21 protein-coding genes are annotated in these 24,841 nt (G+C 67.4%); 7 read left to right on the top strand and 14 right to left on the bottom strand.

Features of this window, described 5'->3' with window-relative positions; all coding sequences use genetic code 11:
- Nucleotides 1-28 precede the first annotated feature (28 nt).
- The 5 genes from AC04ME_RS06415 to AC04ME_RS06395 all read right to left on the bottom strand — a co-directional run bounded on the left by AC04ME_RS06415 (nt 29) and on the right by AC04ME_RS06395 (nt 4,574).
- On the bottom strand, nt 29-1,810 hold the full coding sequence (locus AC04ME_RS06415; protein WP_042538448.1) for a peptidoglycan D,D-transpeptidase FtsI family protein: 1,782 nt from the start codon (nt 1,808-1,810) through the stop codon (nt 29-31).
- A gap of 39 nt (nt 1,811-1,849) precedes the next feature.
- Nucleotides 1,850-2,425 (bottom strand): cell division protein FtsL, encoded by a 576-nt coding sequence (ftsL, locus tag AC04ME_RS06410; RefSeq protein ID WP_475434159.1) that lies wholly within the window; start codon nt 2,423-2,425, stop codon nt 1,850-1,852.
- Complete coding sequence (gene rsmH / locus AC04ME_RS06405) at nt 2,422-3,360, bottom strand: 16S rRNA (cytosine(1402)-N(4))-methyltransferase RsmH (protein ID WP_475434157.1); 939 nt, start codon at nt 3,358-3,360, stop codon at nt 2,422-2,424. The genes ftsL and rsmH overlap by 4 nt, the downstream gene beginning before the upstream one ends.
- Nucleotides 3,361-3,477: 117 nt before the next feature.
- Nucleotides 3,478-3,909 (bottom strand): division/cell wall cluster transcriptional repressor MraZ, encoded by a 432-nt coding sequence (gene mraZ, locus AC04ME_RS06400; protein WP_042538455.1) that lies wholly within the window; start codon nt 3,907-3,909, stop codon nt 3,478-3,480.
- Between the two features lie 293 nt (nt 3,910-4,202).
- The gene (locus tag AC04ME_RS06395) at nt 4,203-4,574 is read right to left on the bottom strand and encodes a DUF3040 domain-containing protein (RefSeq protein ID WP_042538457.1); all 372 of its coding nucleotides are present in this window, start codon (nt 4,572-4,574) and stop codon (nt 4,203-4,205) included.
- Nucleotides 4,575-4,735: 161 nt separating this feature from the next.
- On the opposite strand from AC04ME_RS06395, the gene AC04ME_RS06390 reads away from it, so the two are divergent.
- Entirely contained in the window at nt 4,736-5,761 is a 1,026-nt protein-coding gene (locus tag AC04ME_RS06390) for a polyprenyl synthetase family protein (protein WP_442922280.1), read from the top strand.
- Between the two features lie 38 nt (nt 5,762-5,799).
- Here AC04ME_RS06390 and AC04ME_RS06385 read toward each other — a convergent pair whose 3' ends face one another.
- Nucleotides 5,800-6,144: an Rv2175c family DNA-binding protein gene (locus AC04ME_RS06385; protein ID WP_327037350.1), complete on the bottom strand. Its 345-nt coding sequence runs from the start codon at nt 6,142-6,144 to the stop codon at nt 5,800-5,802.
- Nucleotides 6,145-6,362: 218 nt separating this feature from the next.
- Between AC04ME_RS06385 and AC04ME_RS06380 the strand changes: the two genes are divergently transcribed.
- Both AC04ME_RS06380 and pknB read left to right on the top strand, forming a co-directional pair.
- Entirely contained in the window at nt 6,363-7,568 is a 1,206-nt protein-coding gene (locus tag AC04ME_RS06380; protein WP_475434154.1) for a LysM peptidoglycan-binding domain-containing protein, read from the top strand.
- Between the two features lie 79 nt (nt 7,569-7,647).
- Entirely contained in the window at nt 7,648-9,594 is a 1,947-nt protein-coding gene (gene pknB / locus AC04ME_RS06375) for a Stk1 family PASTA domain-containing Ser/Thr kinase (protein WP_042538463.1), read from the top strand.
- A gap of 114 nt (nt 9,595-9,708) precedes the next feature.
- On the opposite strand, the gene AC04ME_RS06370 is transcribed toward pknB, so the two are convergent.
- Together AC04ME_RS06370 and AC04ME_RS06365 are read right to left on the bottom strand one after the other, a co-directional pair.
- Nucleotides 9,709-11,049: a class II 3-deoxy-7-phosphoheptulonate synthase gene (locus tag AC04ME_RS06370; RefSeq protein WP_042538465.1), complete on the bottom strand. Its 1,341-nt coding sequence runs from the start codon at nt 11,047-11,049 to the stop codon at nt 9,709-9,711.
- 38 nt (nt 11,050-11,087) lie between these two features.
- Nucleotides 11,088-11,786, bottom strand: coding sequence for a lysophospholipid acyltransferase family protein (locus tag AC04ME_RS06365; RefSeq protein ID WP_042538590.1), 699 nt, complete (start codon nt 11,784-11,786; stop codon nt 11,088-11,090).
- Between the two features lie 150 nt (nt 11,787-11,936).
- On the opposite strand from AC04ME_RS06365, the gene AC04ME_RS06360 reads away from it, so the two are divergent.
- Nucleotides 11,937-13,769, top strand: coding sequence for an AMP-dependent synthetase/ligase (locus AC04ME_RS06360; RefSeq protein ID WP_475434151.1), 1,833 nt, complete (start codon nt 11,937-11,939; stop codon nt 13,767-13,769).
- A gap of 65 nt (nt 13,770-13,834) precedes the next feature.
- Here AC04ME_RS06360 and def read toward each other — a convergent pair whose 3' ends face one another.
- The 3 genes from def to AC04ME_RS06345 form a co-directional block, all read right to left on the bottom strand.
- Entirely contained in the window at nt 13,835-14,326 is a 492-nt protein-coding gene (gene def, locus AC04ME_RS06355) for a peptide deformylase (RefSeq protein WP_309689591.1), read from the bottom strand.
- Entirely contained in the window at nt 14,326-16,365 is a 2,040-nt protein-coding gene (locus AC04ME_RS06350; protein ID WP_475434149.1) for a nucleotide-binding protein, read from the bottom strand. Before AC04ME_RS06350 ends, def begins: the two co-directional genes overlap by 1 nt.
- A 66-nt stretch (nt 16,366-16,431) precedes the next feature.
- Nucleotides 16,432-19,839 carry a pyruvate carboxylase gene (locus tag AC04ME_RS06345; RefSeq protein WP_079114004.1) on the bottom strand — a complete coding sequence of 1,136 codons (3,408 nt, stop codon included), beginning with the start codon at nt 19,837-19,839 and terminating at the stop codon, nt 16,432-16,434.
- 94 nt (nt 19,840-19,933) lie between these two features.
- Between AC04ME_RS06345 and AC04ME_RS06340 the strand changes: the two genes are divergently transcribed.
- Entirely contained in the window at nt 19,934-20,746 is an 813-nt protein-coding gene (locus tag AC04ME_RS06340; RefSeq protein WP_042538598.1) for a ParA family protein, read from the top strand.
- Between the two features lie 82 nt (nt 20,747-20,828).
- Here the strand turns inward: AC04ME_RS06340 and AC04ME_RS06335 are convergent, their stop codons facing one another.
- The 3 genes from AC04ME_RS06335 to AC04ME_RS06325 all read right to left on the bottom strand — a co-directional run bounded on the left by AC04ME_RS06335 (nt 20,829) and on the right by AC04ME_RS06325 (nt 22,645).
- A complete protein-coding gene (locus tag AC04ME_RS06335; protein WP_475434147.1) occupies nt 20,829-21,374 on the bottom strand; it encodes a MerR family transcriptional regulator in 546 nt (181 codons plus the stop codon).
- A gap of 99 nt (nt 21,375-21,473) precedes the next feature.
- Nucleotides 21,474-22,160: a transcriptional regulator FtsR gene (ftsR, locus tag AC04ME_RS06330; protein ID WP_042538473.1), complete on the bottom strand. Its 687-nt coding sequence runs from the start codon at nt 22,158-22,160 to the stop codon at nt 21,474-21,476.
- Nucleotides 22,160-22,645, bottom strand: a complete 486-nt coding sequence (locus AC04ME_RS06325) for an FHA domain-containing protein (protein ID WP_153302217.1) — start codon at nt 22,643-22,645, stop codon at nt 22,160-22,162. The genes ftsR and AC04ME_RS06325 overlap by 1 nt, the downstream gene beginning before the upstream one ends.
- A 99-nt stretch (nt 22,646-22,744) precedes the next feature.
- Between AC04ME_RS06325 and AC04ME_RS06320 the strand changes: the two genes are divergently transcribed.
- Together AC04ME_RS06320 and lpdA are read left to right on the top strand one after the other, a co-directional pair.
- Nucleotides 22,745-23,410, top strand: a complete 666-nt coding sequence (locus tag AC04ME_RS06320) for a copper resistance CopC family protein (protein WP_042538475.1) — start codon at nt 22,745-22,747, stop codon at nt 23,408-23,410.
- A 9-nt stretch (nt 23,411-23,419) separates the two neighbouring features.
- The gene (gene lpdA / locus AC04ME_RS06315; RefSeq protein WP_042538477.1) at nt 23,420-24,817 is read left to right on the top strand and encodes a dihydrolipoyl dehydrogenase; all 1,398 of its coding nucleotides are present in this window, start codon (nt 23,420-23,422) and stop codon (nt 24,815-24,817) included.
- The last annotated feature ends 24 nt before the right edge of the window (nt 24,818-24,841 follow it).

The raw sequence follows: 24,841 nt of genomic DNA, 5'->3' as shown, positions 1-24,841 counted from the left end.
GACGTCTCCAGGCGCGGCAGGGCGCCGTCTATTCGAACTTCGGAAGCAGTGCGTCCATCGGGCTGGAGGACGGCATCACGCGGTAGGTCTTCATGGTCTGGGTCATCGCCTTCTGGAAGGCCGAGGCGGTAGCAGCAGACGATGTAACTCTAGTCGGCTCATCGAGAGTCACCACCACGACGTACTGCGGATCGTCGACCGGAGCGAAGCCCACCATGCTCGTGTAGTACACGCCGGACTTGTATCCGCCCTTGCCGTCGGGGATCTGTGCGGTACCGGTCTTGCTCGTCACGCGGTAGCCGGGGACCTGGATCCGGTCGGCGTTGCCGCCCTGTACGGCGACGTTCTCGAGCATCCGCGTCAGGTCGGCGGCGGTCTCGGGCTTGACGATCTGCTCCGGCTCGGGCGCCTGGGGGGTGACCACCGTGCCGTCGGGTGCCGTGCAGGACTCGACCAGTGAGAGGCCGATCTTCTGGCCGCCGTTGGCGATCGCCTGGTAGGCGCCGGCGAGCTGGGGAGCGGTCACCGTGAAGTACTGACCGAACGTGGTCGTGTACAGCGACTGGTTGTCCCACTCGCTCGTGGGGTGGATCTCACCGGACGTCTCGCTGGGGAAACCGACCGTGGTCTCTCCCACTCCGAAACGCTCGAGATAGTCGTGCCGGACGTCCGGGCTCACCATCGTGCCGAACTTCGACAGCGCGACGTTCGAGGAGTCGATGAGCGCGCCGGCGAGGGTGTACTGGAAGGTGGGGTGGACGAACGCGTCGTTGATCACGGCGCCGTTCTCGAACTTCTCGTGCGAGGACGCCGAGACGGTCGGACTCGTCATGGTCACGCCGGCGTTCTCCATGACGGCTGCAGCGGTCACCGCCTTGAAGGTCGACCCCGGCTCGAACGGGTAGGTGAAGAGCTTGCTCGTCCAGGTCTCCGGCGACGAGGCGTCGAGATCGTTGGGGTCCATGGTCGGCCATTCTGCGGCCGCGCGGATCTTTCCGGTGCCGACCTCGACCACGGTGACCGTGCCGCCCTTGGCGCCCTGGGCCTGCGCCTCCTCGGCGATCATCTGCTGCATGTACCACTGCAGATCGCTGTTGATCGTCAGCTGCACGGTGCCGCCGTCGACGGCATCCACCCTGCTCTCGCTGCCGGGGATGACGACGTTGTTCTTGCCGGTGCGGTACGACTCCTCGCCGTCTGTGGGAGCGAGGCACTTCTCGTCCATCTTCTCGACGCCGGCCTGCGCGGTACCGGTGCCGTCGAGGTACCCGAGGAGGTTTCCTGCGACCGCTCCGTTCGGGTAGACCCTGACCTCGCGCGGCTTCATGACGAGGTACGACGACACCTTGAGTTCCCGCAGTTCGATGTACTTCTCGGTGCTGAGGCCCTTGACCAGCGGCAGGTACTGCGAGTCGGGGTCCTCCGCGAGCTTCGCCGCGACCTCTGCCCGCAGCTCGTCTGCGTCCAGGCCCATGATCTCGGCGATGCGGGTCGACGCCTCGGCCCACGGCAGCTTCGGAGGGTTCTTGTCGTCCTCCTCCAGCAGCCGGATGACCTGAGGGCTGAGCTGCGCGTCGTAGACCAGGACGCTCTCGGCGAGCACCGATCCGTCGCTGTCGACCACTGATCCCCGCTCGCCTGGTATGGAGGTGCGGTGGGCGATGAACTCGAGCGACTGGGCGACGTGCTCGTCGGCCTTGACCACCTGGATGTCGACGAGACGCACGACGAACGCGGCCAGGATCGCCAGGATCACCGCGAGCGCGACGACCGTGCGTCGCCGCGGCGTGCGGGTTGCTCGTGTCGTCATGGACTCTCTCCGTCAGGTCTCGGTGGTGGGCGGATTCGACTAGCGGGTGCTCGGGCTCGGAAGCCCATCGGTGATCGCGGGCGGAAGCTCCTGCGTGGGGTGACCCGTCGTCCCTTCTGGGACGGCGTCGTCTGCCGTCGAGGCGTTGACCGGCACGTCGTTCAGCAGGGAGTTGCTCACTGCGCCCGCGCCGTTCGGATCGATCGTCGATGAGCCTGTCGCACCGGTTCCCTGACCGAACACGGCGCCGTCGCTCAGTCGAAGGTAGGACGGAGCCCCTGCCACGACCATGCCGAGGGATGCGGCGCTGGTGGCGAGCGACTGAGGCGAGCTCATCCCGGTGAGGTCCTCCTGCAGGGCGCTGGCGTGCAGGTCCAGCTCGTGCTGCTGCGCCGACAGACCTGCCAGCACGAACGAGTCCTGCGTGATCGCCAGTGAGAGTCCGATCTGCACGGCTCCGATGATCATGGCCCCGGCCAGTGCCGCGAGCGCGTAGGCGAGCTTCGGCTTGCGGCGGACCGGGGTGTCGGTCACCGGCTCGAGGCGTCGGCGAGGAGCGCGCTCGGGGGCTCCGGGCAGTGCGCTGGGCTTCCGTACTGCGACGTTCAGGCTCATGAGCTCTCCCGCACTTTCTCTGCGGCACGCAGTCTGACTGGAATCGCGCGGGGGTTGCGCGCGCGCTCGTCGTCGTCGGCGAGCTCCGCTCCCTTGGTGATGATGCGGAAGCGGGGCGCATGCTCCGGCAGTTCGACGGGCAGACCCCGGGGTGCTGTGGAGGCGGCGCCGGCGGCGAAGGCCTGCTTCACGAGTCGATCCTCGAGAGACTGGTACGACATGACCACGATGCGCCCGCCGACGGYGAGAGCGTCCATGGCAGACGGGATCGCGTCCGCCAGTACGTTGAGCTCGGCGTTCACCTCGATGCGCAGGGCCTGGAAGACGCGCTTGGCAGGGTGCCCGGCACGCTGAGCCGCCGCGGGCGTGGCCGCTTGGAGGATCTCGACGAGTTCACCGGATCGGGTGATCGGCTGCTTCTCGCGTGCGGCGATGATGAACCGCGCGTACCGACCGGCGAGCTTCTCCTCGCCGTAGCGCTCGAAGATGCGACGCAGGTTGCCCTCGTTGTAGGTCGCGATGACCTCGGCGGCCGTGACGCCCTTCGTCTGATCCATGCGCATGTCGAGCGGGGCGTCCTTGGAGTACGCGAAGCCGCGCTCCGCCTCGTCGAGCTGCAGAGACGAGACGCCGAGATCGAAGAGGATGCCGGCCGCGCCCTGGGCGTGCAGCCCGATCTCGTCGTAGACGGTGTGCACGAGTGTGATCCGGTCCTTGAAGCGGGCGAGCCGCTCCCCCGCGATGCGCAGGGCGTCGGTGTCACGGTCGAGCCCGACGAGACGGATGTGGGGGAACCGCTCGAGCAGCGCCTCGGAGTGACCACCCATGCCGAGGGTGGCATCGACGAGCACTGCTCCGTCGGCCTGAAGGGCGGGAGCGAGGAGCTCGACGCAGCGGTCGAGCAGAACGGGGGTGTGGATGTCGCGGAGGTTCATGATCTCTCTCGGGTGACCTCTGTATGTCGGTGACCAGGGCCCTGATCCCCCTCCGCTTCACGACCCGGCACCGGGGAAGTGTGTCGGGGCAGGAGCGGCGGGGCATCACAGCCGTGGTCAGAAGAGTCCCGGAATCACCTCCTGCTCGAGATCGGAGTAGGTCTCCTCGCCGGCTGCGAGGTAGTTGTTCCAGCTCTCGGCATCCCAGATCTCGGCGTGGGCGCCGACTCCGGTGACGATGAGTTCCTTCTGCAAGCCCGCGTACTGACGGAGGTGCACGGGGATGGTGATGCGGTTCTGGCTGTCTGGCATCTCCGCACTCGCACCGGAGAGGAACAGGCGCATGAAGTCACGCGCCTGCTTGTTCGCGAGCGGCGCCTGACGGATCCGTTCGTGCATCGCCTCGAACTCGGCCGTGCTGAAGACGTAGAGGCAGCGTTCCTGCCCTCTGGTGACGACGATGCCGCCACCGAGGTCTTCGCGGAACTTCGCGGGAAGGATGACCCGTCCCTTGTCGTCCAACTTCGGAGAATGCGTTCCCAGCAACATCAGCCATCACCCCCTCTCCGTCCGGCCAACTCGAGGTGCGCCCCACTTTACTCCACTTTCCTCCACAAACCTACGGTCAATCCGCAGCCAGGGGCTGCGAGAGCGTCAGTGCACGCAAAAAAACCGCGAGATCACGCGGCTTCTGAGAGTGGAGGGAGGTGGAGCGCCAGTGGAGGACCAGCGCGGGGTCGGTACGCCGACGTCCAACCCCACAGCTCACCGTGGATTCAGCGCCCGAACACGACGAAGGCCCGGATGCTCAGAGCATCCGGGCCTTCGAGGAAGTGGTGGGGTCAGTTGCCGTCTTGGCGGCGGTCCCATCGATCGTTCATGCGATCCATGAAGGATGCCGAACTGCGCTGCTTGGGTGCGCGCTCGCGCGGGACTGCAGAGAGGGGCTTGCGAACGGGGGTCACGGCGATCATGACGCCCCCGAGCATGGCGGCGAATCCGATGACGCCGACCACGACGCCCCAGACGTCACCGAGCACGACTCCGACGATCAGTCCGCCTACCCCGGCGAGGAGCAGAAGTGCTCCATAGACGAGGTTGCGGTAGCTGAGAGCTCGATCGCCTGACGGCGCACTGACGACATCGGCGTCGTTGTGGAGGAGATGGCGTTCCATCTCATCGAGCAGACGCTGCTCCTGTTCGGAGAGTGGCATTTCGTCCCCCTCGGGTATTCGTCCGTCCATTCTACGCGCGGTATGCCGCTGCGGGCTAGCAGTAAGGGCCTCCGTTGGCTTTACGTATGCTGGGAGTCGTGCCGACCCCCTCCTTCGTCTCCGACGCCGTCGCCGCACGCCTGCGGCTGTTCCTCGACCGGATGCGGGGCGAGTCCGCCGACTACGGCGCTGATGCCGAGGGTCTGATCGATTCGGCCGCCGACACTCTCGTGGGCGGCAAGCGACTGCGCGCCCGTTTCTGTCATGCAGGCTGGCAGGCCGTCGCACGCTTCGGCGATCGCGACGCCGAGGAGTCCGCGGCCCTCTGGGATGTCTGCGCAGCTCTGGAGATCTTCCAGTCCGCGGCGCTCGTGCACGACGACCTGATCGACAACTCCGACACTCGGCGCGGCCGGCCGGCCGCTCACCGCGCCCTGGAGAGCGCCCACGTCGGCGCAGGGTGGCGCGGGGACCCGGCGGCGTTCGGTCGCTCGTCGGCGATCCTCCTCGGCGACCTGCTGGTGGCCTGGAGCGACGACCTTCTCGAGGACGCGATCGAACCGCTCCCCCATGCCGCGGCGGTTCGACGAGAGTACGGCCGCATGCGCCGAGACGTCACCGTCGGCCAGTTCCTCGACATCGCCGAGGAGTCCGCCTGGAGCGTCCACGCCACCGACTCGCACGTCGAGCGCGCCCTGCGGGTGGTCTCGTTTAAGTCCGCGCGGTACAGCATCGAGCAGCCGCTGGTGCTCGGCGCGGCGATCGCCGACGCCGACGACGACCAGCTCCTGGCCCTCCGCCGGTTCGGTCATCCGGTCGGGATGGCGTTTCAGCTTCGCGACGACCTGCTCGGCGTCTACGGCGATGCCGCGGTCACAGGCAAGCCGGCGGGCGACGACCTGCGCGAGGGCAAGCGCACGGTGCTCGTCGCCCTCACGAGGCAGACGCTCGACACGTCCGCCCGCAACCTGTTCGATGAGATGCTCGGCGATCCCGAGCTCACGGCAGAGCAGGTCGCGTTCCTGCAGGCGACCATCACGGCATCCGGCGCTCTCGAGCGCGTGGAGCGGATGATCGAGGATTACGCACGGGAAGCCGATCGGGCGCTCTCCGGAGCGCGACTCGACAATGCGGCTGTCGGCGACCTCCGGGATCTCGCACGCGCGGCGACGGTGCGATCGGCCTGAGATCGGGGGCCGACTGCGAGCGGTGGCGTCCGCTCGGTTCAGGCGAGGGTTCGGGCGACCCTGCGGACGGCGCTCTTGTGCCCGGCGAGAAGCGCGTCGATCGGCGAGCGACCCAGTTCGTCGTCGGGAGCGAGAAGCCAGTCGATGACCTCGTCATCGGTGAAGCCTGCGTCCTGCAGGACGATGATGGTGCCGCGCAGCGAAGACAGCGGGTGGTCGTCGACGATGAACACCGACGGAACCGCGAACACGCCGGAGCGACGCGATCCGATGAGGTAATGCTCGTCGATCAGCCGACGCACGCGGCCCAGCGTCTCATCGAGCACGTCGACGAGATCCGGCATGGTCAGCCACTCGGTGGCGGTGACGCCGGAGGTGCTCACAGCGTTCTCGGACGCGGCCCCGGACTGCGGGGTTTCGGAGGGGTTGCTTTCAGACGACACAGACACCTTGCAACTATCTCACCTCTGAGAGCCGACCGCATTTCCGGCAGGATCGCGGCCTCGAGTCACATTCGCATCGCCAGCATCATCAGTCACTTCTGTTGACTTCCGTATACATACGTGTCACCGTGGGCGGACGTCGAACAAGGGAGAGCACCTTGACAACGCATGCTGTCGCGCGACGGACGCGCTATCTCCAGCTCGGGGTACCTGCCGCCGTGCTGGGCACCCTGTCGGGGGCGATCGCCGCCACACCCGTCTCTGCGGATGCCGTCTCCTCGCCGATCGAACGGCTCCAGTCCGCGCCGACGCGCATCGCGTCGGCCGAAGCGCCGCCCGCCTCGTACACCGTGCAGCCGGGTGACACGATCTCCTCCATCGCGAACCGCTTCGGGCTGCGGACAGTCGACGTGCTCGGCTGGAACGGACTCGGCTGGCGCTCGGTCATCTACCCGGGGCAGACCCTGTCGTTGACCGCGGGAGCCACCCCCGCGGCGCCCACCGCGCCCACGGCGCCCGCCCAGACGAGCTCGACCGCCACCCACACCGTCGCTGCCGGCGACACCGTGTTCAGCATCGCGCAGCGGCACGGCACGAGCGTCGACGCCGTGCTCGCCGCGAACGGCCTCACCAGGGCATCCGTCATCTATCCCGGCCAGCAGCTCGCGCTCACCGGCGCTCCGGCGCCCGCTCCGGCCGCGGTCACGACGACCGCACCCGCTCCCGCTCCCGTGGCGGCCGGCGGCCAGACGCACGCCGTTGCGGCAGGCGACACGCTGTTCGCGATCGCGAAGAGGTACGGCACGACCGTTGCACAGCTCTATGCGCTGAACGGCTTGAGCTCTGGGGCGATCATCTACCCCGGTCAGAGCCTGACCGTCGCCGCCGCGCCGGTCGCCGCTCCGTCGCCCGCGCCGGCTGCGGTCGCCACCACGCCACCGGCGCAGCTGTTCGCGACCCTCGATGCCGAACAGGCCGGCAACGCCTCGACCATCATCCGCGTCGGGCGCGAGCTCGGCGTGCCCGACCGTGCCATCGCGATCGCCCTCGCCACTGCGATGGTCGAGTCGAGCATGCGCAATCTGCCGTCGGGCGACCGCGACTCGCTCGGCCTCTTCCAGCAGCGCCCCAGCATGGGCTGGGGCACCCCCGAGCAGGCGGTCGACCCCGATCGCAGCACGCGGGTGTTCTACGGCGGCTCCGCAGACCCGAACGGACAGGCCTCCCGCGGACTTCTCGACATCCCCGGCTGGGAAGCCCTGCGCTTCACGGATGCCGCGCAGACCGTGCAGATCTCGGCATATCCCGAGCGATACGGCCAGTGGGAGACCCAGGCATATCAGTGGCTCGGCATCCACGGCTGACCGCCCTCCGAGCAAACCCGCAGGTGCAAGGGGCGAGCCGCTCCCCGGGCTTTCAGGCAGTTCTCCATAGAATCTTGACGTGACGACCAATCAGCAGGCCGACCCCCTCATCGGGCGGCTTGTCGACGGTCGATACCGTGTGCGGGCCCGGATCGCGCGTGGAGGCATGGCCACTGTCTATGTCGCCACCGATCTCCGACTCGAGCGACGCATCGCTCTGAAGGTCATGCATGCGCATCTCAGCGACGATTCCGCCTTCCAGAGCAGGTTCATCCAAGAGGCGCGCGCAGCGGCACGGCTGGCCGACCCGCATGTCGTCAACGTGTTCGATCAGGGCCAGGACGGCGAACTCGCCTACCTGGTGATGGAGTACCTCCCGGGCATCACGCTGCGCGAGCTGCTGCGCGAGCAGAAGCGGCTCACGATCCCGCAGACGATCACGATCATGGATGCCGTCCTCGCCGGACTCTCGGCAGCGCATCGGGCCGGGATCGTCCACCGCGATGTGAAGCCCGAGAACGTGCTGCTGGCCGAAGACGGCCGCATCAAGATCGGCGACTTCGGTCTCGCCCGTGCGACGACCGCGAACACGGCCACCGGCCAGCAGCTGCTCGGCACCATCGCCTACCTGGCACCCGAGCTCGTCACCCGCGGCACGGCAGACGCCAGGAGCGACATCTACGCGCTCGGCATCATGCTCTACGAGATGCTCGTCGGCGAACAGCCCTACAAGGGCGAGCAGCCCATGCAGATCGCGTTCCAGCACGCCACCGAGTCGGTGCCTCGGCCGAGCGTTCGAAACCCCGGCGTGCCCGAGCAGCTCGATGAGCTCGTGCTCTGGGCGACGGAGAAGTCGCCGGACGAGCGTCCTGACGACGCCGGTCAGATGCTGGAGCGTCTGCGTGAGATCGAGCGTGGTCTGGGCATCGCTCCCGCGGTCGCCGCTGCAACGGCCTCTCAGCGCTCGCAGGCGGACTCCGCAGACCTCACCAAGGTCATGCCGAGCACGATGGTCATCGCCGACCCCACCGCCCCGGTGCAGGCCGCCGTCGACAACGCGACCCTCCTGCGGCGTCGTTCGTCTCGACGCCGCGCCCGTGGCGCGTTTCTGCTGACGCTGGTGCTGCTTCTCGCGACGGTGGCCGGCGGTGTCGGGTGGTGGTTCGGATCCGGCCCAGGGTCCCTCGTCGCCGTCCCCGGAGTCGCCGGGCTGTCGTACGACGATGCCGCCTCGGCGTTGACCGCCGAGGGCTTCGTGCCCGTGCGCGGCGAGGAGAGCTCCATAGATGTCCCAGCCGGCGAGACCATCCGGTCGGACCCCGATGAGGGCGAGCGACTCGACAAGGGCACCGAGGTCACCGTCTTCGTCTCCTCGGGTCCCGCGTCGCACACGGCGGAGACCCTCAACGGCAAGACCGAGCAGGAGGCCCGCGATTACCTCGCGGACATCAAGGTCAACGTCACCGAGACTCCCCTGCTGCTCTTCTCCGATGCCGAAGCGGGTCGGGTGATCAACGCCTTCGTGACGCCTCGCGCAGGTGGCGAGGTGTACGCGTGCGCCGAGGGCTGCGAGCTGCTCGAGGACGACACCGTCGAACTCTACGTCTCGGCCGGCGCCTTCCCGGATGTCGCGGGGATGAGCGTGGACCAGGCGACGAACACGCTCCGCGACAAGGGCGTCGAGGTCAACCCCGATTCGCAGTTCGTCTTCAGCGATTCTGTCGCGAAGGACATCGTCATCGGGGTCACCGACCGTGCTGAGGAGGGAAATCGGCGCCCGGGAGACACCGTCCAGCTGATCGTCTCCAAAGGACCCGAGCTGTTCCCGGTGCCGGATGTCGAGGGAATGAGCCGGGATGAGGCGGCCAGGACGATCCGCGATGCCGGCTTCGAACCGACGTGGAACGGCATCTGGAACGCGTTCCCCAACGACTTCACAGAGGTCACAGGGTCGGATCCGGGCGCAGGTTCTCAGCGCGCCAAGGGCACGGAGATCACCCTGCAGATCCGCAGCAGCGCGTTCTAGGGCGAAACCCGTCCGAACCCCAGTCTTCCGCTCCCCTGTGGTGCGTGCTCACCGCTGACAGAGAGACGGCCCTCTCCGTGTGCCAAGGGGCCGTCTCTCTGTGAGGCTCGTCGGTCAGCGCTTCTCGAGCTCTTCCGCCACGAGGAACGCCAGTTCCAGCGACTGCATGTGGTTGAGGCGAGGATCGCAGAGGCTCTCGTAGCGGGTCGCCAGTGCAGCCTCGTCGATGTGCTCGGATCCTCCGAGGCACTCGGTGACGTCGTCGCCGGTGAGCTCGACATGGATTCCGCCGGGGAACGTCCCGACCGCGCGGTGCGCCTCGAAGAAGCCACGCACCTCGTCGACCACATCGTCGAAGCGACGCGTCTTGTAGCCGGTGGGGGTCGTGATCCCGTTGCCGTGCATCGGGTCGGTGACCCACAGCGGCTGCGCGCCCGAATCGCGGACGGCCTCGAGCAGCGGCGGCAGGGCGTCGCGGATCTTGCCCGCACCCATGCGCGTGATGAACGTCAGACGCCCCGGTTCGCGGTTCGGGTCGAGCTTGTCGATCAGTGCGAGAGCGGTCTCCGGCGTCGTGGTCGGACCGAGCTTGACGCCGATGGGGTTGCGGATCTTGGAGAAGTAGTCGACGTGCGCACCGTCGAGCTCGCGCGTGCGCTCACCGATCCACAGGAAGTGCGCCGAGGTGTTGAAGGGGGTGTCCGTGCGCGAATCGATGCGGGTCATCGGGCGCTCGTAGTCCATCAGCAGGCCCTCGTGGCCCGTGAAGAACTCGACGCGGGTGAGCTCGTCGAAGTCGGCTCCGGCCGCCTCCATGAACTTGATGGCCCGGTCGATCTCGGCTGCCATGCGCTCGTAGCGCTGGTTGGCCGGGTTCTGCGCGAAGCCCTTGTTCCACGAGTGCACCTCGCGCAGGTCGGCGAAGCCACCCTGGGTGAACGCGCGGATCAGGTTCAGCGTCGACGCAGCGGTGTGGTAGCCCTGAAGCAGACGACCCGGATCGGCTCGCCGAGACGCCTCGGTGAAGTCGTAGCCGTTCACGATGTCGCCACGGTATGCGGGAAGCGTCACGTCGCCGCGGGTCTCGGTGTCGCTCGACCGCGGCTTGGCGAACTGGCCTGCCATGCGACCCATCTTCACGATGGGCATCGACGCGCCATACGTGAGCACGACCGCCATCTGCAGGACGGTCTTGATGCGGTTGCGGATCTGATCGGCGGTGGCGCCCGCGAACGTCTCTGCGCAGTCTCCGCCCTGAAGGAGGAACGCCTTGCCGGACGCTGCGCGCGCGAGACGATCGCGGAGGTTGTCGACCTCACCTGCGAACACCAGGGGCGGAAGCGTCGAGATCTGCGCGGAGACCTCGGAGACACGCTCGGCGTCGAGCCACTGGGGCTGCTGCTTGATCGGGAGCGAACGCCACGCATCAAGCGCGTCGATGTGGTGCTGGAGCATGGTGTCCAGCCTAGTGCTCGCTGCGAAGTCGGGATGCCTCAGGAGCGTTGTGTGACGCGGGCGGGAAGCCTGTCCTTCACGCTCGACGCGTACACATCGTCGTACTGCTGCTCACCCAGTCGCTGGAGTGCCACCATGATCTCGTCTGTGACGGACCGCAGGATGTAGCGGTCGTTCTCCATACCCGCGTACCGGGAGAAGTCCAGGGGTTCGCCGATGACGATCCCGACCCTCACCACTCGCGGCAGACGCTGCCCGATCGGCATCGCGGTGTCGGTGTCGACCATGATCACGGGAACCACGGGGACCTTCGCCTCCATGGCCATCCGCGCGATCCCGGTGCGACCTCGATAGAGCCTTCCGTCAGGGCTTCGCGTTCCTTCGGGATAGATGCCGAGCAGGTCCCCGCGGCCGAGCACCTGCAGACCGGTGTTCAGAGAGGCCTCCGAGGCCTTGCCACCCGAGCGGTCGATCGGGATCTGCCCTGTGGCCTTCATGAAGAACTTGGTGGCCCAGCCTTTGAGCCCGCGTCCGGTGAAGTAGTCGCTCTTCGCGAGGAACGACATGGGGCGATCGATCATCAGCGGAAGGAAGATCGAGTCGGCGAACGACAGGTGGTTGCTGGCGAGGATCGCGGCACCGTTGGCCGGAATGTTCGCGCGCCCGACCACCCATGGTCGGAATATCGCTTTGACCACAGGGCCGATCGCCACGTACTTCATCAGCCAGTAGAACATCGAGGTGAAGTCTAGCGCCGCGATCGGCATCCGCCAGCGCCATGTCCCGATGACCCGCGATTGGCGACTGAGTCCCACTAGCGGTGCGACCGAGTCCCATGCTCTAGACTCGTGTGCAACCAGTGCCCGACCGGTACCGAAGGAGCTGCCGTGGTCCAGTTTGAAGTCCCCGCCGTCGTCCCCGCCGATCCCGAGGGGAACATCTCAGACCTCCTGGCGAAGCGCGTGAAGGCGACGCCGGATCGTCCTCTGTTCTCCGTGCCCGAAGGCGAGGGCTGGCGCGACATCACCGCAGCCGACTTCGAGACCGCCGTGATCGCACTGGCCAAGGGCTTCGTCGCCGCCGGGATCCAGCCGGGTGAGAAGGTGGGCTTCCTCGCCCGCACGACCTATGACTGGACCCTCGTCGACTTCGCCCTGTTCTATGCGGGCGCCGTCATGGTGCCGATCTACGAGACCAGCTCGCCCTCGCAGATCCAGTGGATCCTCGAGGACTCCGGCGCCATCGCACTCGTGCTCGAGTCGCCCGAGCACTTCGCACGCCTCGATGAGGTGCGCGGCGACCTCCCGCTGCTCCGCGAAGTCTGGCAGCTGCACCTCGGGGYGATCGACTCGCTGACCGCTCGAGGAGCGTCCGTGCCTGACGCTGAGATCGAGCGCCTGCGCAGCATCGCTGTCGGCTCCGACATCGCCACTCTCATCTACACCTCAGGCTCCACCGGTCGCCCGAAGGGCTGCGTTCTCACGCACAGCAACTTCGTAGAGCTGTGCCGCAACTCCGCCAAGGCGCTGGATGCCGTCGTGCAGACCCCCGGTGCGTCCACACTGCTGTTCATCACCACCGCGCATGTCTTCGCCCGGTTCATCTCGATCCTCAACATCCACGCCGGAGTCCGCACCGGACACCAGCCCGACACCCGGCAGCTTCTGCCGGCCCTCGGATCGTTCAAGCCGACCTTCCTGCTGGCTGTCCCCCGCGTGTTCGAGAAGGTCTACAACTCGGCGGAGCAGAAGGCCGAAGCCGGTGGCAAGGGCAAGATCTTCCGCGCTGCCGCCGACGTCGCGATCCAGCACTCGAAGCTGCTCGAAGAGGGAAAGAGCGTCCCGTTCGGGACGCGGCTCAAGTTCGCACTGTTCAACAAGCTCGTGTACAGCAAGCTGCGCGAAGCGATGGGCGGCAACGTCGTCTACGCCGTGTCGGGTTCGGCTCCCCTCGGTGCGCGACTCGGCCACTTCTTCCACAGCCTCGGCGTGGTGATCCTCGAGGGCTACGGCCTCACCGAGACGACCGCTCCCGCGACCGTGAACCTCGCGGACAAGTCGAAGATCGGCACCGTCGGCCCGGCGCTCCCCGGAGTGGGCGTGCGGCTCGCTGACGATGGCGAGATCGAGGTGCGAGGCGTCAACGTCTTCAAGGAGTACTGGAACAACCCTGCGGCCACCGCCGACGCGTTCAGCGAGGGCGGCTGGTTCCGCACCGGCGACATCGGCAGCTTCGACTCCGAGGGGTTCCTCACCATCACCGGTCGCAAGAAGGAGATCATCGTGACGGCCGGCGGCAAGAACGTCGCACCCGCCGCCCTCGAAGACCCGATCCGTGCGAACCCGATCATCGGACAGGTCGTCGTCGTCGGAGACCAGCGTCCCTTCATCTCGGCTCTCATCACCCTCGACCCCGAGATGCTGCCGACCTGGCTCGCCAATGCCGGGCTCCCCAAGGAGATGTCGCTCGTGGAGGCCTCGAAGAACGACGCGGTCCGAGCAGAGATCCAGAAGGCTGTGGATGCCGCCAACGCCCGGGTGTCGCGCGCCGAGTCCATCCGCAAGTTCACGGTGCTCGACAGCGAGTGGACCGAGGCGTCGGGTCATCTCACGCCCAAGATGTCGATCAAGCGCAATGTGATCATGAGCGACTTCGCCGATGAGATCGCCGCCATCTACGACGAGCCCGTCACCACCACGAACGTCGCCCTCGGCGGCTGACCCCCCGACCCGAGATACGAGAAAGGCCCCGCCGCGGCGGGGCCTTTCTCGAATCCTTCCGAAGTTCAGAACCAGGCGCTCTCTCGGACCTCGCGCATCGCACGCTTGCGCGTCTCGGCATCGAGTCTCGTGAGGTAGAGCTTGCCGTCGAGGTGATCCGTCTCGTGCTGGAGCGCCTGCGCCATCAGGCCGCTTCCTTCCAGCACCACAGGCTCGCCATCGAGGTCGATGCCCTCGACCCTGGCCCACGGGTGACGCAGCGCGTCATGCCAGAGCCCGGGCACGGACAGACAGCCTTCCCCCGTCGGCACAGCCTCTCCACGAACCTCGGTCAGGACGGGATTGAGCACATAGCCGATGTCGCCGTCGATGTTGTAGCTGAAGGCGCGGAGCGCGACACCGATCTGCGGAGCGGCGACGCCGGCGCGCCCCGGCAGCTCGACGGTGTCGATCAGGTCGGCGACGAGCGCTCGAACGCCGTCGTCGACGGCGTCGATCGGTGCGCAGACCGTACGAAGCACGGGGTCTCCGAAGACCCGGATCTCACGCACCGCCATCAGTCGACCTTCGCTCGCAGGCCCTCGACGAGCAGCGCAGCGAGCTCGCGCGCTGCCACTCGGGTCTCCGGCTGCAGGTTGGCGAAGACGATGGTCCCGCCTCCCGCGATCTGCGCGTCGTACGGCATCCGCACGACATGCTTGGCGCGCGTGCGGAAATGAGCCTCGAGTTCGTTGAGACGCACGAGCGGAGCACCGGGAGTCGACTGGTTCAGCACCACGACGGCCTCACGCGCCTGCTCTGCGTATCCGTTGCTCTCGAGCCAGGTGAGCGTCTCCGACGCCAGGCGCGCCTCGTCGACGCTCAGCCCCGAGACGATCACGATCTGATCGGCGAGATCGAGCGTGGCCGACATCACCGAGTGCACGATGCCCGTGCCTGTGTCTGTGAGCACGAGCGAGTAATAGTGTGCGGCGACACCGGCCACATCCCGGTAGTCGCTGTCGCTGAAGGCTTCTGCGATCCGCGGGTCGGAATCCGACGCGAGCACGTCGAGGCGGGTGGCGTCCCGCGCGACGATCGCGGAGATGTCGTGATATCCCCTGACCTCGTCATGGATCCGGACGAGATCGCGCACGGACTTGTTGTGGTGCGGGCGGACCACACGCTCTGCGAGGGTGCCGCGATCGGGGTTGGCATCGACCGCGATCACGCGATCGTCACGGGCGTCGGCGAGAGCCATACCCAGCAGAGCGGTGATCGTCGTCTTGCCGACCCCGCCCTTGCGGGACAGCACCGGAACGAATCGTGCGCCGCCGACGATCGGTGCGGCGATCCTGGCGCTCAGCGCTTTGCGCTCGCGGGCGCGGCGTCCGTCTCCGATGTTGATCCGACGTCCGGAGATCGTATAGAGGAAGTGGCTCCAGGCGCCCTCGGGCTCTGGCTTGGTGATGCGGTGCGGGTCGAGAAGACGATCTGCGGTGAGCAGGTCGGCGCTCTCGCGAGAGGAGTCGCCGAGAGCGTCCAGACGCTTCGCGGACAGCTGCACGTCGGTGCGGCCCGATCGGGTCGCCGGGGTCGCGGCCCGTCGGGGCTTCTCAGCGTTCATGACCGAGCTCTCCTTCTTGGCGAGTGATGCTGCCGCCGACGATCTCCGTGAGCTGGGTGCGGCGTCGATATCGGCTTTCGCCCTGGCGATGAACGCCGCGGCCGCGGCGGCCTCCGCTGCGACCGCGTCACCGGGCGCAGCCGAAGCGGTGGCAGCGGAAGCGGTGGCGCCGACGGCTGTCACGGGTGCCGTCCTCGGAGCACGTTCACGGGTGCGCGCCGGCTCCGGTTCCGGTTCCGGTTCCGGCTCCGGCGCCGGCTCAGGCTCAGGCTCAGGCTCAGGCTCAGGCTCAGGCTCAGGCTCAGGCTCAGGCTCAGGCTCAATCGCGAGGTCGGGCTCGGATAACGCTTCCGCCTCGGGCGCCGGCTCCGGCTCCATCACGAGGTCAGGCTCGGAGGATGCTTCCGGCTCAGACTCGATCACGAGGTCGGGCTCGGAAGACGCTTCCGCCTCGAGGGCCGGCTCCGGCTCCATCGCGAGGTCAGGCTCGGAGGATGCTTCCGGTTCGGGCTCGGCTTCCAGATCCGGTTCGGCTTCCAGAGCCGGCTCGAGCTCGGCGTCGAAGTCGGCCTCAGGCTCCGCCTCGAAGTCAGGCTCCGGCTCAGACTCCGGCTCGAATTCGGGCTCGGGCTCGGGTTCGGGCTCCTGAACCGCGTCGGACTCGGGTTCGGTCGCCCCGGTCCGATCCTCGTCCGCAACAGGCTCCGGCGGCAGCTCGATGATCATCGGAGCTGCGCCGAGCGGTGCCGGTGAGATCTCTGCAGCGGCCTTCGCCGCGGCGACCGGCTCGTCGATGATCAGGTCGGCGACGACCTCGCCCTCGACGACGCCATCGTCCTCCAGGTCGTCATCGTCGTCCTTCGGGAGCACGACGCTCACCTGCGCCGTGTTGCCGAGTATGCCGATGGCCGAGGTATCCAGAGACGTAGCGTCGTCCAGCACCCCTCTGGACTCGTCGTCCGGGTTGTCTGCCACGTTCTTCGGGGTCACTGTGTCACTCCAAGCTTGTGCGGGCCTCGGGTGCGTTGCGTCGAACGCGGCCTCGCCCGCACAAGATTAGTGCGCCGGGCGGATGACGACCAAAAGATCTCCGGCTTCGACCTGCTGCGTCGCGCCGATCGCGAGTCTCTCCACCACGCCGTCGACGGGGGCGGTGATGGCCGCTTCCATCTTCATGGCTTCGATGGATGCGACCGGTTCACCGGCGCGCACCGAGTCACCGACGTCCGCTTTCAGGGTCACGACTCCCGAGAACGGCGCGGCCACCTGACCGGGCACCGATGTGTCAGCCTTCTCGATCTCGTGGACGTCGACCGCCACCGATCTGTCGCGCACGAACACGGGCCGCAGCTGACCGTTGAGGGTCGTCATGACGGTGCGCATGCCCTTGTCGTCTGCATCTCCGATGGCTTCGAGACCCACGTACAGCTGGACGCCGCGATCGATCTCGACGACGTGCTCCTGGCCTTGCACGAGACCGTAGAGGTAGTCCGCGGTGTCGAGCACCGAGAGATCACCGAACAGTTCCCGTCTCTCGGTGAACTCGCGCATGGGTGCAGGAAACAGCAGCGTGTTCAGCCGCGCACGACGGGTCGCGCTGTCGCCCGCCAACGCTGCCTCGTCGTCGGCGGAGATCTCCGTCATGCCGATGCGCACGGCACGCCCTGCCAGCACCTTCGTGCGGAAGGGCTCCGGCCATCCGCCCGGCAGATCGCCGAGCTCGCCCGCCATGAAACCGACGACGGAGTCGGGCACGTCGTACTTCTCGGGGTTCGCCTCGAAGTCAGCAGGATCGGCCTTGACCGCGGCCAGGTGCAGAGCAAGATCGCCGACCACCTTCGACGACGGCGTCACCTTCGGAACACGACCGAGGATTCGATCGGCCGCAGCGTACATGTCCTCGATCAGCTCGAAGTCGTCTGCGAGCCCGAGCGCCTTCGCCTGCTGACGGAGGTTCGACAGCTGACCGCCCGGGATCTCGTGGTGGTAGACCCGCCCGGTGGGGCCGGGAAGTCCGGACTCGAACGGAGCGTACATCCGGCGGACCGCCTCCCAATACGGCTCGAGATCCGAGACGCTGTCGAGGGAGATGCCGCTGTCACGATCCGTATGCGCGAGCGCAGCGACGAGCGATGAGAGAGAAGGCTGGCTGGTCGTGCCGGAGAGCGGAGCGGATGCCGCGTCGACCGCATCCACCCCTGCATCGCTCGCAGCGAGCAGTGTGGCGAGCTGGCCACCGGGGGTGTCATGCGTGTGCAGGTGCACGGGCAGGTCGAAGCGCTCGCGCAGCGCCGCGACGAGCTTCGCGGCCGCCGCGGGTCGCAGCAGTCCCGCCATGTCCTTGATCGCGATGATGTGCGCCCCCGCATCGACGATCTGGGCCGCGAGGTTCAGGTAGTAGTCGAGCGTGTAGAGATCCTCGGCCGGGTTCAGAAGGTCACCGGTGTAGCAGAGCGCCACCTCGGCGACCGCGGTGCCCGTGTTGCGAACAGCCTCGATCGCCGGTCGCATCTGCTCGACGTCGTTGAGCGCATCGAAGATCCTGAAGATGTCGACGCCGCTTGCCGCCGCCTCCCGCACGAACGCCTCTGTGACGGCCGTCGGGTAGGGCGTGTAGCCCACGGTGTTGCGTCCACGCAGGAGCATCTGGATCGCGACGTTCGGAAGCGCCGCCCGCAGCTTGTCGAGACGCTCCCAGGGGTCTTCCCCGAGGAAGCGCAGTGCGACGTCGTACGTCGCCCCTCCCCAGGCCTCGACCGAGAGCAGCTCAGGCGTCAACCGGGCGATGTGCGGTGCGGCTGCGACGAGGTCCTTCGTGCGCACGCGCGTCGCGAGCAGCGACTGGTGCGCATCGCGGAAGGTCGTGTCGGTGATCGCGAGAGCGCTCTGCGCGCGCAGGCTCTGGGCGAAGCCTTCCGGGCCCAGCTCGAGCAGACGCTGTCGCGAACCGGCCACCGGGGTCGAGTCGAGGTCGACGGCCGGGAGCTTGGCAGCCGGGTCCAGCGAACCCGGGTGGACCCCGTGGGGCTTGTTGACCGTGACGTCGACCAGCCAGTTCAGAATCCGAGTGCCGCGGTCCTTCGACTCGCGGCCACGGAGAAGATCCGGGCGCTCGTCGATGAACGACGTGCTCACGTCGCCGGCGATGAACGCCTCATCCTCGAGCAGGGCCTGCAGGAACGGGATGTTGGTCGAGACGCCGCGAATGCGGAACTCCGCCAGTGCCCGCCGAGCGCGTGCGACCGCCGCCGGGTAGTCCCGCCCACGGCAGGTCAGCTTGGCGAGCATCGAGTCGAAGTGCGGGCTGATCTGCGCACCCTGATGCACGGTGCCGCCGTCGAGGCGGATGCCCGCACCTCCCGGGGAGCGGTAGGTGGTGATCTTGCCCGTGTCGGGCCGGAACCCCTGAGTCGGGTCCTCCGTGGTGATGCGGCACTGCAGCGCCGCTCCGCGCACCTGCAGATTGTGCTGTTCGAGTCCGAGTTCGGCGAGGGTCTGGCCTGCGGCGATGCGCATCTGGCTCTGCACGAGATCGACGTCGGTCACCTCCTCGGTGACGGTGTGCTCGACCTGGATGCGCGGGTTCATCTCGATGAAGACGACCTCGCCGGTGCGCTCCCCCGCGGTCTCGAGCAGGAACTCGACCGTTCCCGCGTTCTCGTATCCGATGGATCGCGCGAACGCGACCGCGTACCCGTGCAGCGCGGTGCGGATTCCATCGTCGAGGTTCGGTGCCGGGGCGATCTCGACGACCTTCTGATGACGTCGCTGCACCGAGCAGTCGCGTTCGAAGAGGTGGACGGTCTCGCCGGTCTTGTCCGCGAGGATCTGCACCTCGATGTGCCGGGGACGGATGACGGCCTGCTCCAGGAACATCCGCGGGTCGCCGAAGGCGCTCTCCGCTTCGCGCATCGCCTCTGCCAGTGCCGGCGCGAGCTCCGCCGCAGACTCGACCCGGCGCATGCCACGACCGCCACCACCGGCGACGGCCTTGGCGAACAGCGGGAAGCCGATATCCGATGCCTGGGCCACGAGCGCGTCGACGTCATCGGAGGCCTCGGTCGAGCGGAGCACGGGAACCCCKGCTTCGATCGCGTGGCGCTTCGCCTCGACCTTGTTGCCTGCCATCTCGAGCACCTTCGAGGGCGGGCCGATGAAGACGATGCCGTTCGCGGCAGCCTTCTCGGCCAGTTCGGGATTCTCGGACAGGAAGCCGTAGCCGGGGTAGATCGCGTCCGCTCCCGCATCCTTCGCGACACGGATGATCTCGTCGACGTTCAGGTATGCGCGGACGGGATGACCCCGCTCGCCGATCTCGTAGGCCTCGTCCGCCTTGAGCCGGTGGACGGAGCCGCGGTCCTCATGCGGGAAGACGGCGACTGTTCTCGCCCCGACCTCGAATGCCGCACGGAAGGCACGGATCGCGATCTCGCCGCGGTTCGCCACAAGGATCTTCTGGAACATGCACACCTCTGGAAGCTCGATGCGCACTTCTAATCGGCGCGCATGGGGCGGGGCTGAGTGTGCACCCAGCCTAGGGGAAGGTAACGTGGTGTTCGTGCACGTACTCAGCGTCAGCTCTCTCAAGGGAGGCGTCGGCAAGACGACAGTGACCCTCGGCCTGGCCTCAGCGGCCTTCGCCCGTGGTGTCCGAACGCTCGTCGTCGACCTCGACCCTCAGTCCGATGTGTCCACCGGAATGGACATCCAGGTGGCCGGTCGGCTCAACATCGCCGATGTCCTGGCCAACCCGAAGGAGAAGGTCGTCCGTCAGGCGATCACCTCCAGCGGCTGGGCGAAGGTGCACCCCGGAACCATCGACGTGCTGATCGGCAGCCCGTCAGCGATCAACTTCGACGGACCGCACCCGAGCGTGCGTGACGTGTGGAAGCTCGAAGAGGCGCTGGCCTCCGTCGAAGCCGACTACGACCTGGTCCTCGTCGACTGCGCCCCGTCGCTGAACGCCCTCACCCGCACGGCCTGGGCGGCGAGCGACCGTGTGATGGTCGTCACCGAGCCCGGCCTCTTCTCCGTCGCCGCGGCCGATCGCGCGCTGCGCGCGATCGAGGAGATCCGTCGGGGCCTCTCCCCTCGCCTCCAGCCGCTGGGCATCGTCGTCAACCGCGTGCGGCCCCAGTCGATCGAGCACCAGTTCCGCATCAAGGAACTGCGCGACATGTTCGGCCCCCTCGTGCTCTCCCCGCAGCTTCCGGAGCGCACGTCGCTGCAGCAGGCCCAGGGCGCGGCCAAGCCGCTGCACATCTGGCCCGGCGACTCGGCTCAGGAGCTCGCTGCCGACTTCGACCAGCTGCTCGATCGGATCATCCGCACCGGGCGCATCCAGGTCGCGGATTCCGGCCCGCAGGCCTGATCCACCGCAGACAGCAGAACGGCCATCCTCTCGCGAGGGTGGCCGTTTCTTCGTGTGGGGCGCGGCTCGGAGCCGCGGATGCTCAGGCGGAGCGCTTGGCGCGACGCGCCGACAGCTCGTCGACCGGGTCGGGTGATGTCGCGTCGAATTCGACGAGGGTCGACTCGACCTCGCGAAGCACCTTGCCCACGGCGATGCCGAACACACCCTGACCGCGGCTGACCAGGTCGATGACCTCGTCGTTCGACGTGCAGAGGTAGACGGACGCACCGTCGCTCATGAGGGTCGTGCCCGCGAGATCGCGGATGCCCGCGCGGCGGAGCTCGTCGACCGCGGTACGGATCTGCTGCAGGGAGATACCGGTGTCGAGCAGGCTCTTCACCAGCTTGAGCACGAGGATGTCGCGGAAGCCGTAGAGGCGCTGCGAGCCTGACCCGCTGGCGCCTCGCACCGTGGGCTCTACGAGCTCGGTGCGTGCCCAGTAGTCCAGCTGACGGTAGGTGATACCTGCTGCACGCGCCGCCACCGCACCGCGGTAGCCGACCTCGTCGTCCATGGCCGGCAGGCCGTCGGTGAAGAGGAGTTCCGGCACGAACCGCGGGTCGCCTGCACGCTCATCCGCATTCATTTGAAATCCTCCCTGGAGCTGTTACCTCCACGCTAGAGCAGCCCTCCGGCACCGGCAATGACATCCGTGGGACACCGAAGGTGTGTCGCAATCAGTTCGTTACGAAAGCAACCTGGTGAGCGCGTCCTTGACGAAGAGCGAGCGCACTTCGTCGATCTTCGCGGCGAGGTTGGGCGCCATGTCGCTCGCCTTCGCCCGCGATGCGGCGTCCGTGCGACGGAGCAGAGACGACATGGCGGACTCGATCAGCGCGACCTCGCGCTCGGCGCCCTGACGCAGCGACCGCAGGTGGCGCGGCTCGATGCCATGGCGGTCGAGCGCGACCAGACCGCGCAGCAGCGTGACGGTCGACTCGGGGTAGCTCTCCTGCGCCACGATGACACCGGTGCTGATCGCATCGTTGAGGAGCTGCGGGCCGGCACCGGCTGCCGACAGGAGCTCGCTGCGGCGGTAGCGACGAGGCGTCGGCGTGATCGACGGCGGCGGAGCGAGGGCGGCTGAATCGCCGTTCGCCTCAGCGTCGTCGAGCTGCTCTCGGATGATGCTGAGAGGGAGGTAGTGGTCACGCTGCAGCGTGAGGCCGAGGCGCAGTCGCTCTATATCGGCCTGCGAGAACTTGCGGTAGCCCGACTCCGTGCGCGACGGGCTGACGATCCCCTGCACCTCCAGGAAGCGGAGCTTGCTGGAGGTGAGCTCCGGAAACTCTGGTGTGAGCCGAGCAAGCACCTGACCGATGCTCAGAAGGCCCGCGGACGCAGAGCGTTCGCGGGCGGGAGAAGCCGCCATCAGTCGATCGCCGCGACGCGATCGACGGGAGAGGCGAAGAAGTTCAATCGGAACTTGCCGACACGAAGCTCGGTGCCGTCGACCAGAGCGCTGCGATCGACACGCTCGCCGTTGACGTAGGTTCCGTTGAGCGAGCGCTGGTCGATGATCTCGAACGTCGAGCCGTTGCGAGTCACCTCTGCATGGCGGCGCGAGACGGTCACGTCATCGAAGAAGATGTCGGCTTCGGGGTGGCGACCGATGGTCGTCACATCGGTGTCGAGCAGGTAGCGGGCCCCCGCGAGAGCTCCGGAGCGCACCAGAAGCAGTGCGGAACCGGAGGGAAGCGCTGCGATGGCGCCCTGCTCCACGTCGGTGAGCTCCACGCCGAAGGGCACGAAGGAGAGGTCCGAGTCGTGCCCGAACGTCTGCGTCACGTCGTGCCTCTGCTCGCCGGGACGGTGGATCGCAGCGTCTCCGCCCGATCGATTCTGGCTGTCTGTCACTATGCCCTCCTAGTCCTCCAGACTAACTGATCCGATGCCGCTCGCGGGAGCTCGCTTCACACTCAGGCATCGCATACGGACACTTCATAGGCTGAGGATGTGAAAACCACAGCCCGCCGCCTCCCTGCAGCTCCGGTCGCACTCGCCGCCGCCCTTCTGACCGCGTTCCTCGTGCTGTTCGCGCCTCTCTCCGCCTCGGCCCACGACAGTCTGCTCGCGTCATCCCCCGAGGCCGACAGCACGGTCGACACGCTCCCCGCCGAGTTGACGCTCACCTTCAGCGCGAAGCTCATCGACGAGACCGGCGCGACCGAGGTGGTCGTAACGGACCCCTCCGGCAACTCGGTCACCGAGGGCGATGCCACCGTCGAGGGTGCGATCGTGACGCAGCAGCTCGCCACGGAGGCCCCTGCGGGGGTCTATAGCGTGACCTGGAAGGTCGTCTCGAGCGACGGCCACCCGACCTCCAATAAGTTCGACTTCGCGGTCGCGAACAGCACCGAGACCGCCCCGACCGCCCAGCCGAGCGCCGAGCCCACGGAGACGGCTACGGCCGCTCCCGCTCCGGTCGCGACCGCGGGCCCCGGCACCGGCACCGACCTCACTCCCGCCCCCGAGAGCGACGACTCATCCGCCCCCACGACGCTGATCTGGGTGCTCGCGATCGTCGGAGTGCTCGTGATCCTCGGCATCGTCGTCTGGCTCGTGGTCCGCGGGCGCCGCGACCCGGCTTCGACCGATTCCGACCTTCCCTCGGAGCGATAGGCTTAAGGCATGCCACATTACGATGTCGTCATCCTCGGTGCAGGTCCTGGCGGATACGTCGCTGCGGTTCGCAGCGCTCAGCTCGGTCTGTCCACCGCCATCATCGAAGAGAAGTACTGGGGTGGTGTCTGCCTCAACGTGGGCTGCATCCCCTCCAAGGCTCTCCTGAAGAACGCGGAGCTCGCGCACACGCTCAACCACAAGGCCGACTTCTTCGGCATCTCGGGTGAGTTCACGATCGACTACGGCAAGGCGTTCGACCGCAGCCGTGTCGTCGCCGACGGCCGCGTCAAGGGCATCCACTTCTTGATGAAGAAGAACAAGGTGACCGAGTACGACGGTCGCGGCACCTTCACCGGCCCGAAGGCGATCTCGGTCGCCAAGGCCGACGGCTCGACCGAAGAGGTCACCTTCGACAACGCGATCATCGCGACCGGCTCGAAGGTTCGTCTGCTCCCGGGCGTCCAGCTCAGCGACAACGTCGTCACCTACGAGGAGCAGATCCTCAGCCGCGAGCTCCCGAAGTCGATCGTCATCGTCGGAGCCGGCGCCATCGGCATGGAATTCGCGTACGTGATGACCAACTACGGCGTCAAGGTCACGATCATCGAATTCCTCGACCGCGCGCTTCCCAACGAGGACGCCGATGTGTCGAAGGAGATCGCGAAGCAGTACAAGAACTACGGCGTCGACATCCTCACCTCCACCAAGGTCGAGTCCGTCGTCGACAACGGCTCGTCCGTCACCGTGTCGTACACCGGCAAGGACGGCCAGCAGAGCTCGATCGAAGCCGACAAGGTGCTCATGTCGGTCGGCTTCGCCCCCAACATCGAGGGCTTCGGTCTCGAGGCCACCGGGGTCAAGCTCACCGAGCGCGGCGCGATCGACATCGACGACCACATGCGCACGAACGTCGAGGGCATCTACGCGATCGGCGACGTCACCGCCAAGCTGCAGCTCGCCCACGTGGCCGAGGCGCAGGGTGTCGTCGCGGCCGAGACCATCGGCGGCGCGGAGACCCAGACGCTCGGCGACTACCGCATGATGCCCCGCGCGACGTTCTGCTCGCCGCAGGTCGCCTCGTTCGGCCTCACCGAGCAGCAGGCCAAGGACGAAGGACGCGAGATCAAGGTCGCGACGTTCCCGTTCATGGCGAACGGCAAGGCGCACGGACTCGGCGAGCCCGTCGGCTTCGTGAAGCTCATCGCCGACGCCGAGCACCTCGAGCTCATCGGCGCCCACATGATCGGCCCCGACGTCTCCGAGCTCCTGCCCGAGCTGACGCTGGCCCAGAAGTGGGACCTCACGGCTCTCGAGCTGGCCCGCAACGTGCACACCCACCCGACGCTGTCGGAGGCGCTGCAGGAGGGCTTCCACGGCCTCGCGGGTCACATGATCAACTTCTGATCCGAAGATCAGATCGTCGAAGGC

This window comes from Microbacterium sp. LjRoot205 (genome assembly GCF_056175745.1).
This window is presented reverse-complemented; position numbering and strand designations above follow the sequence as displayed.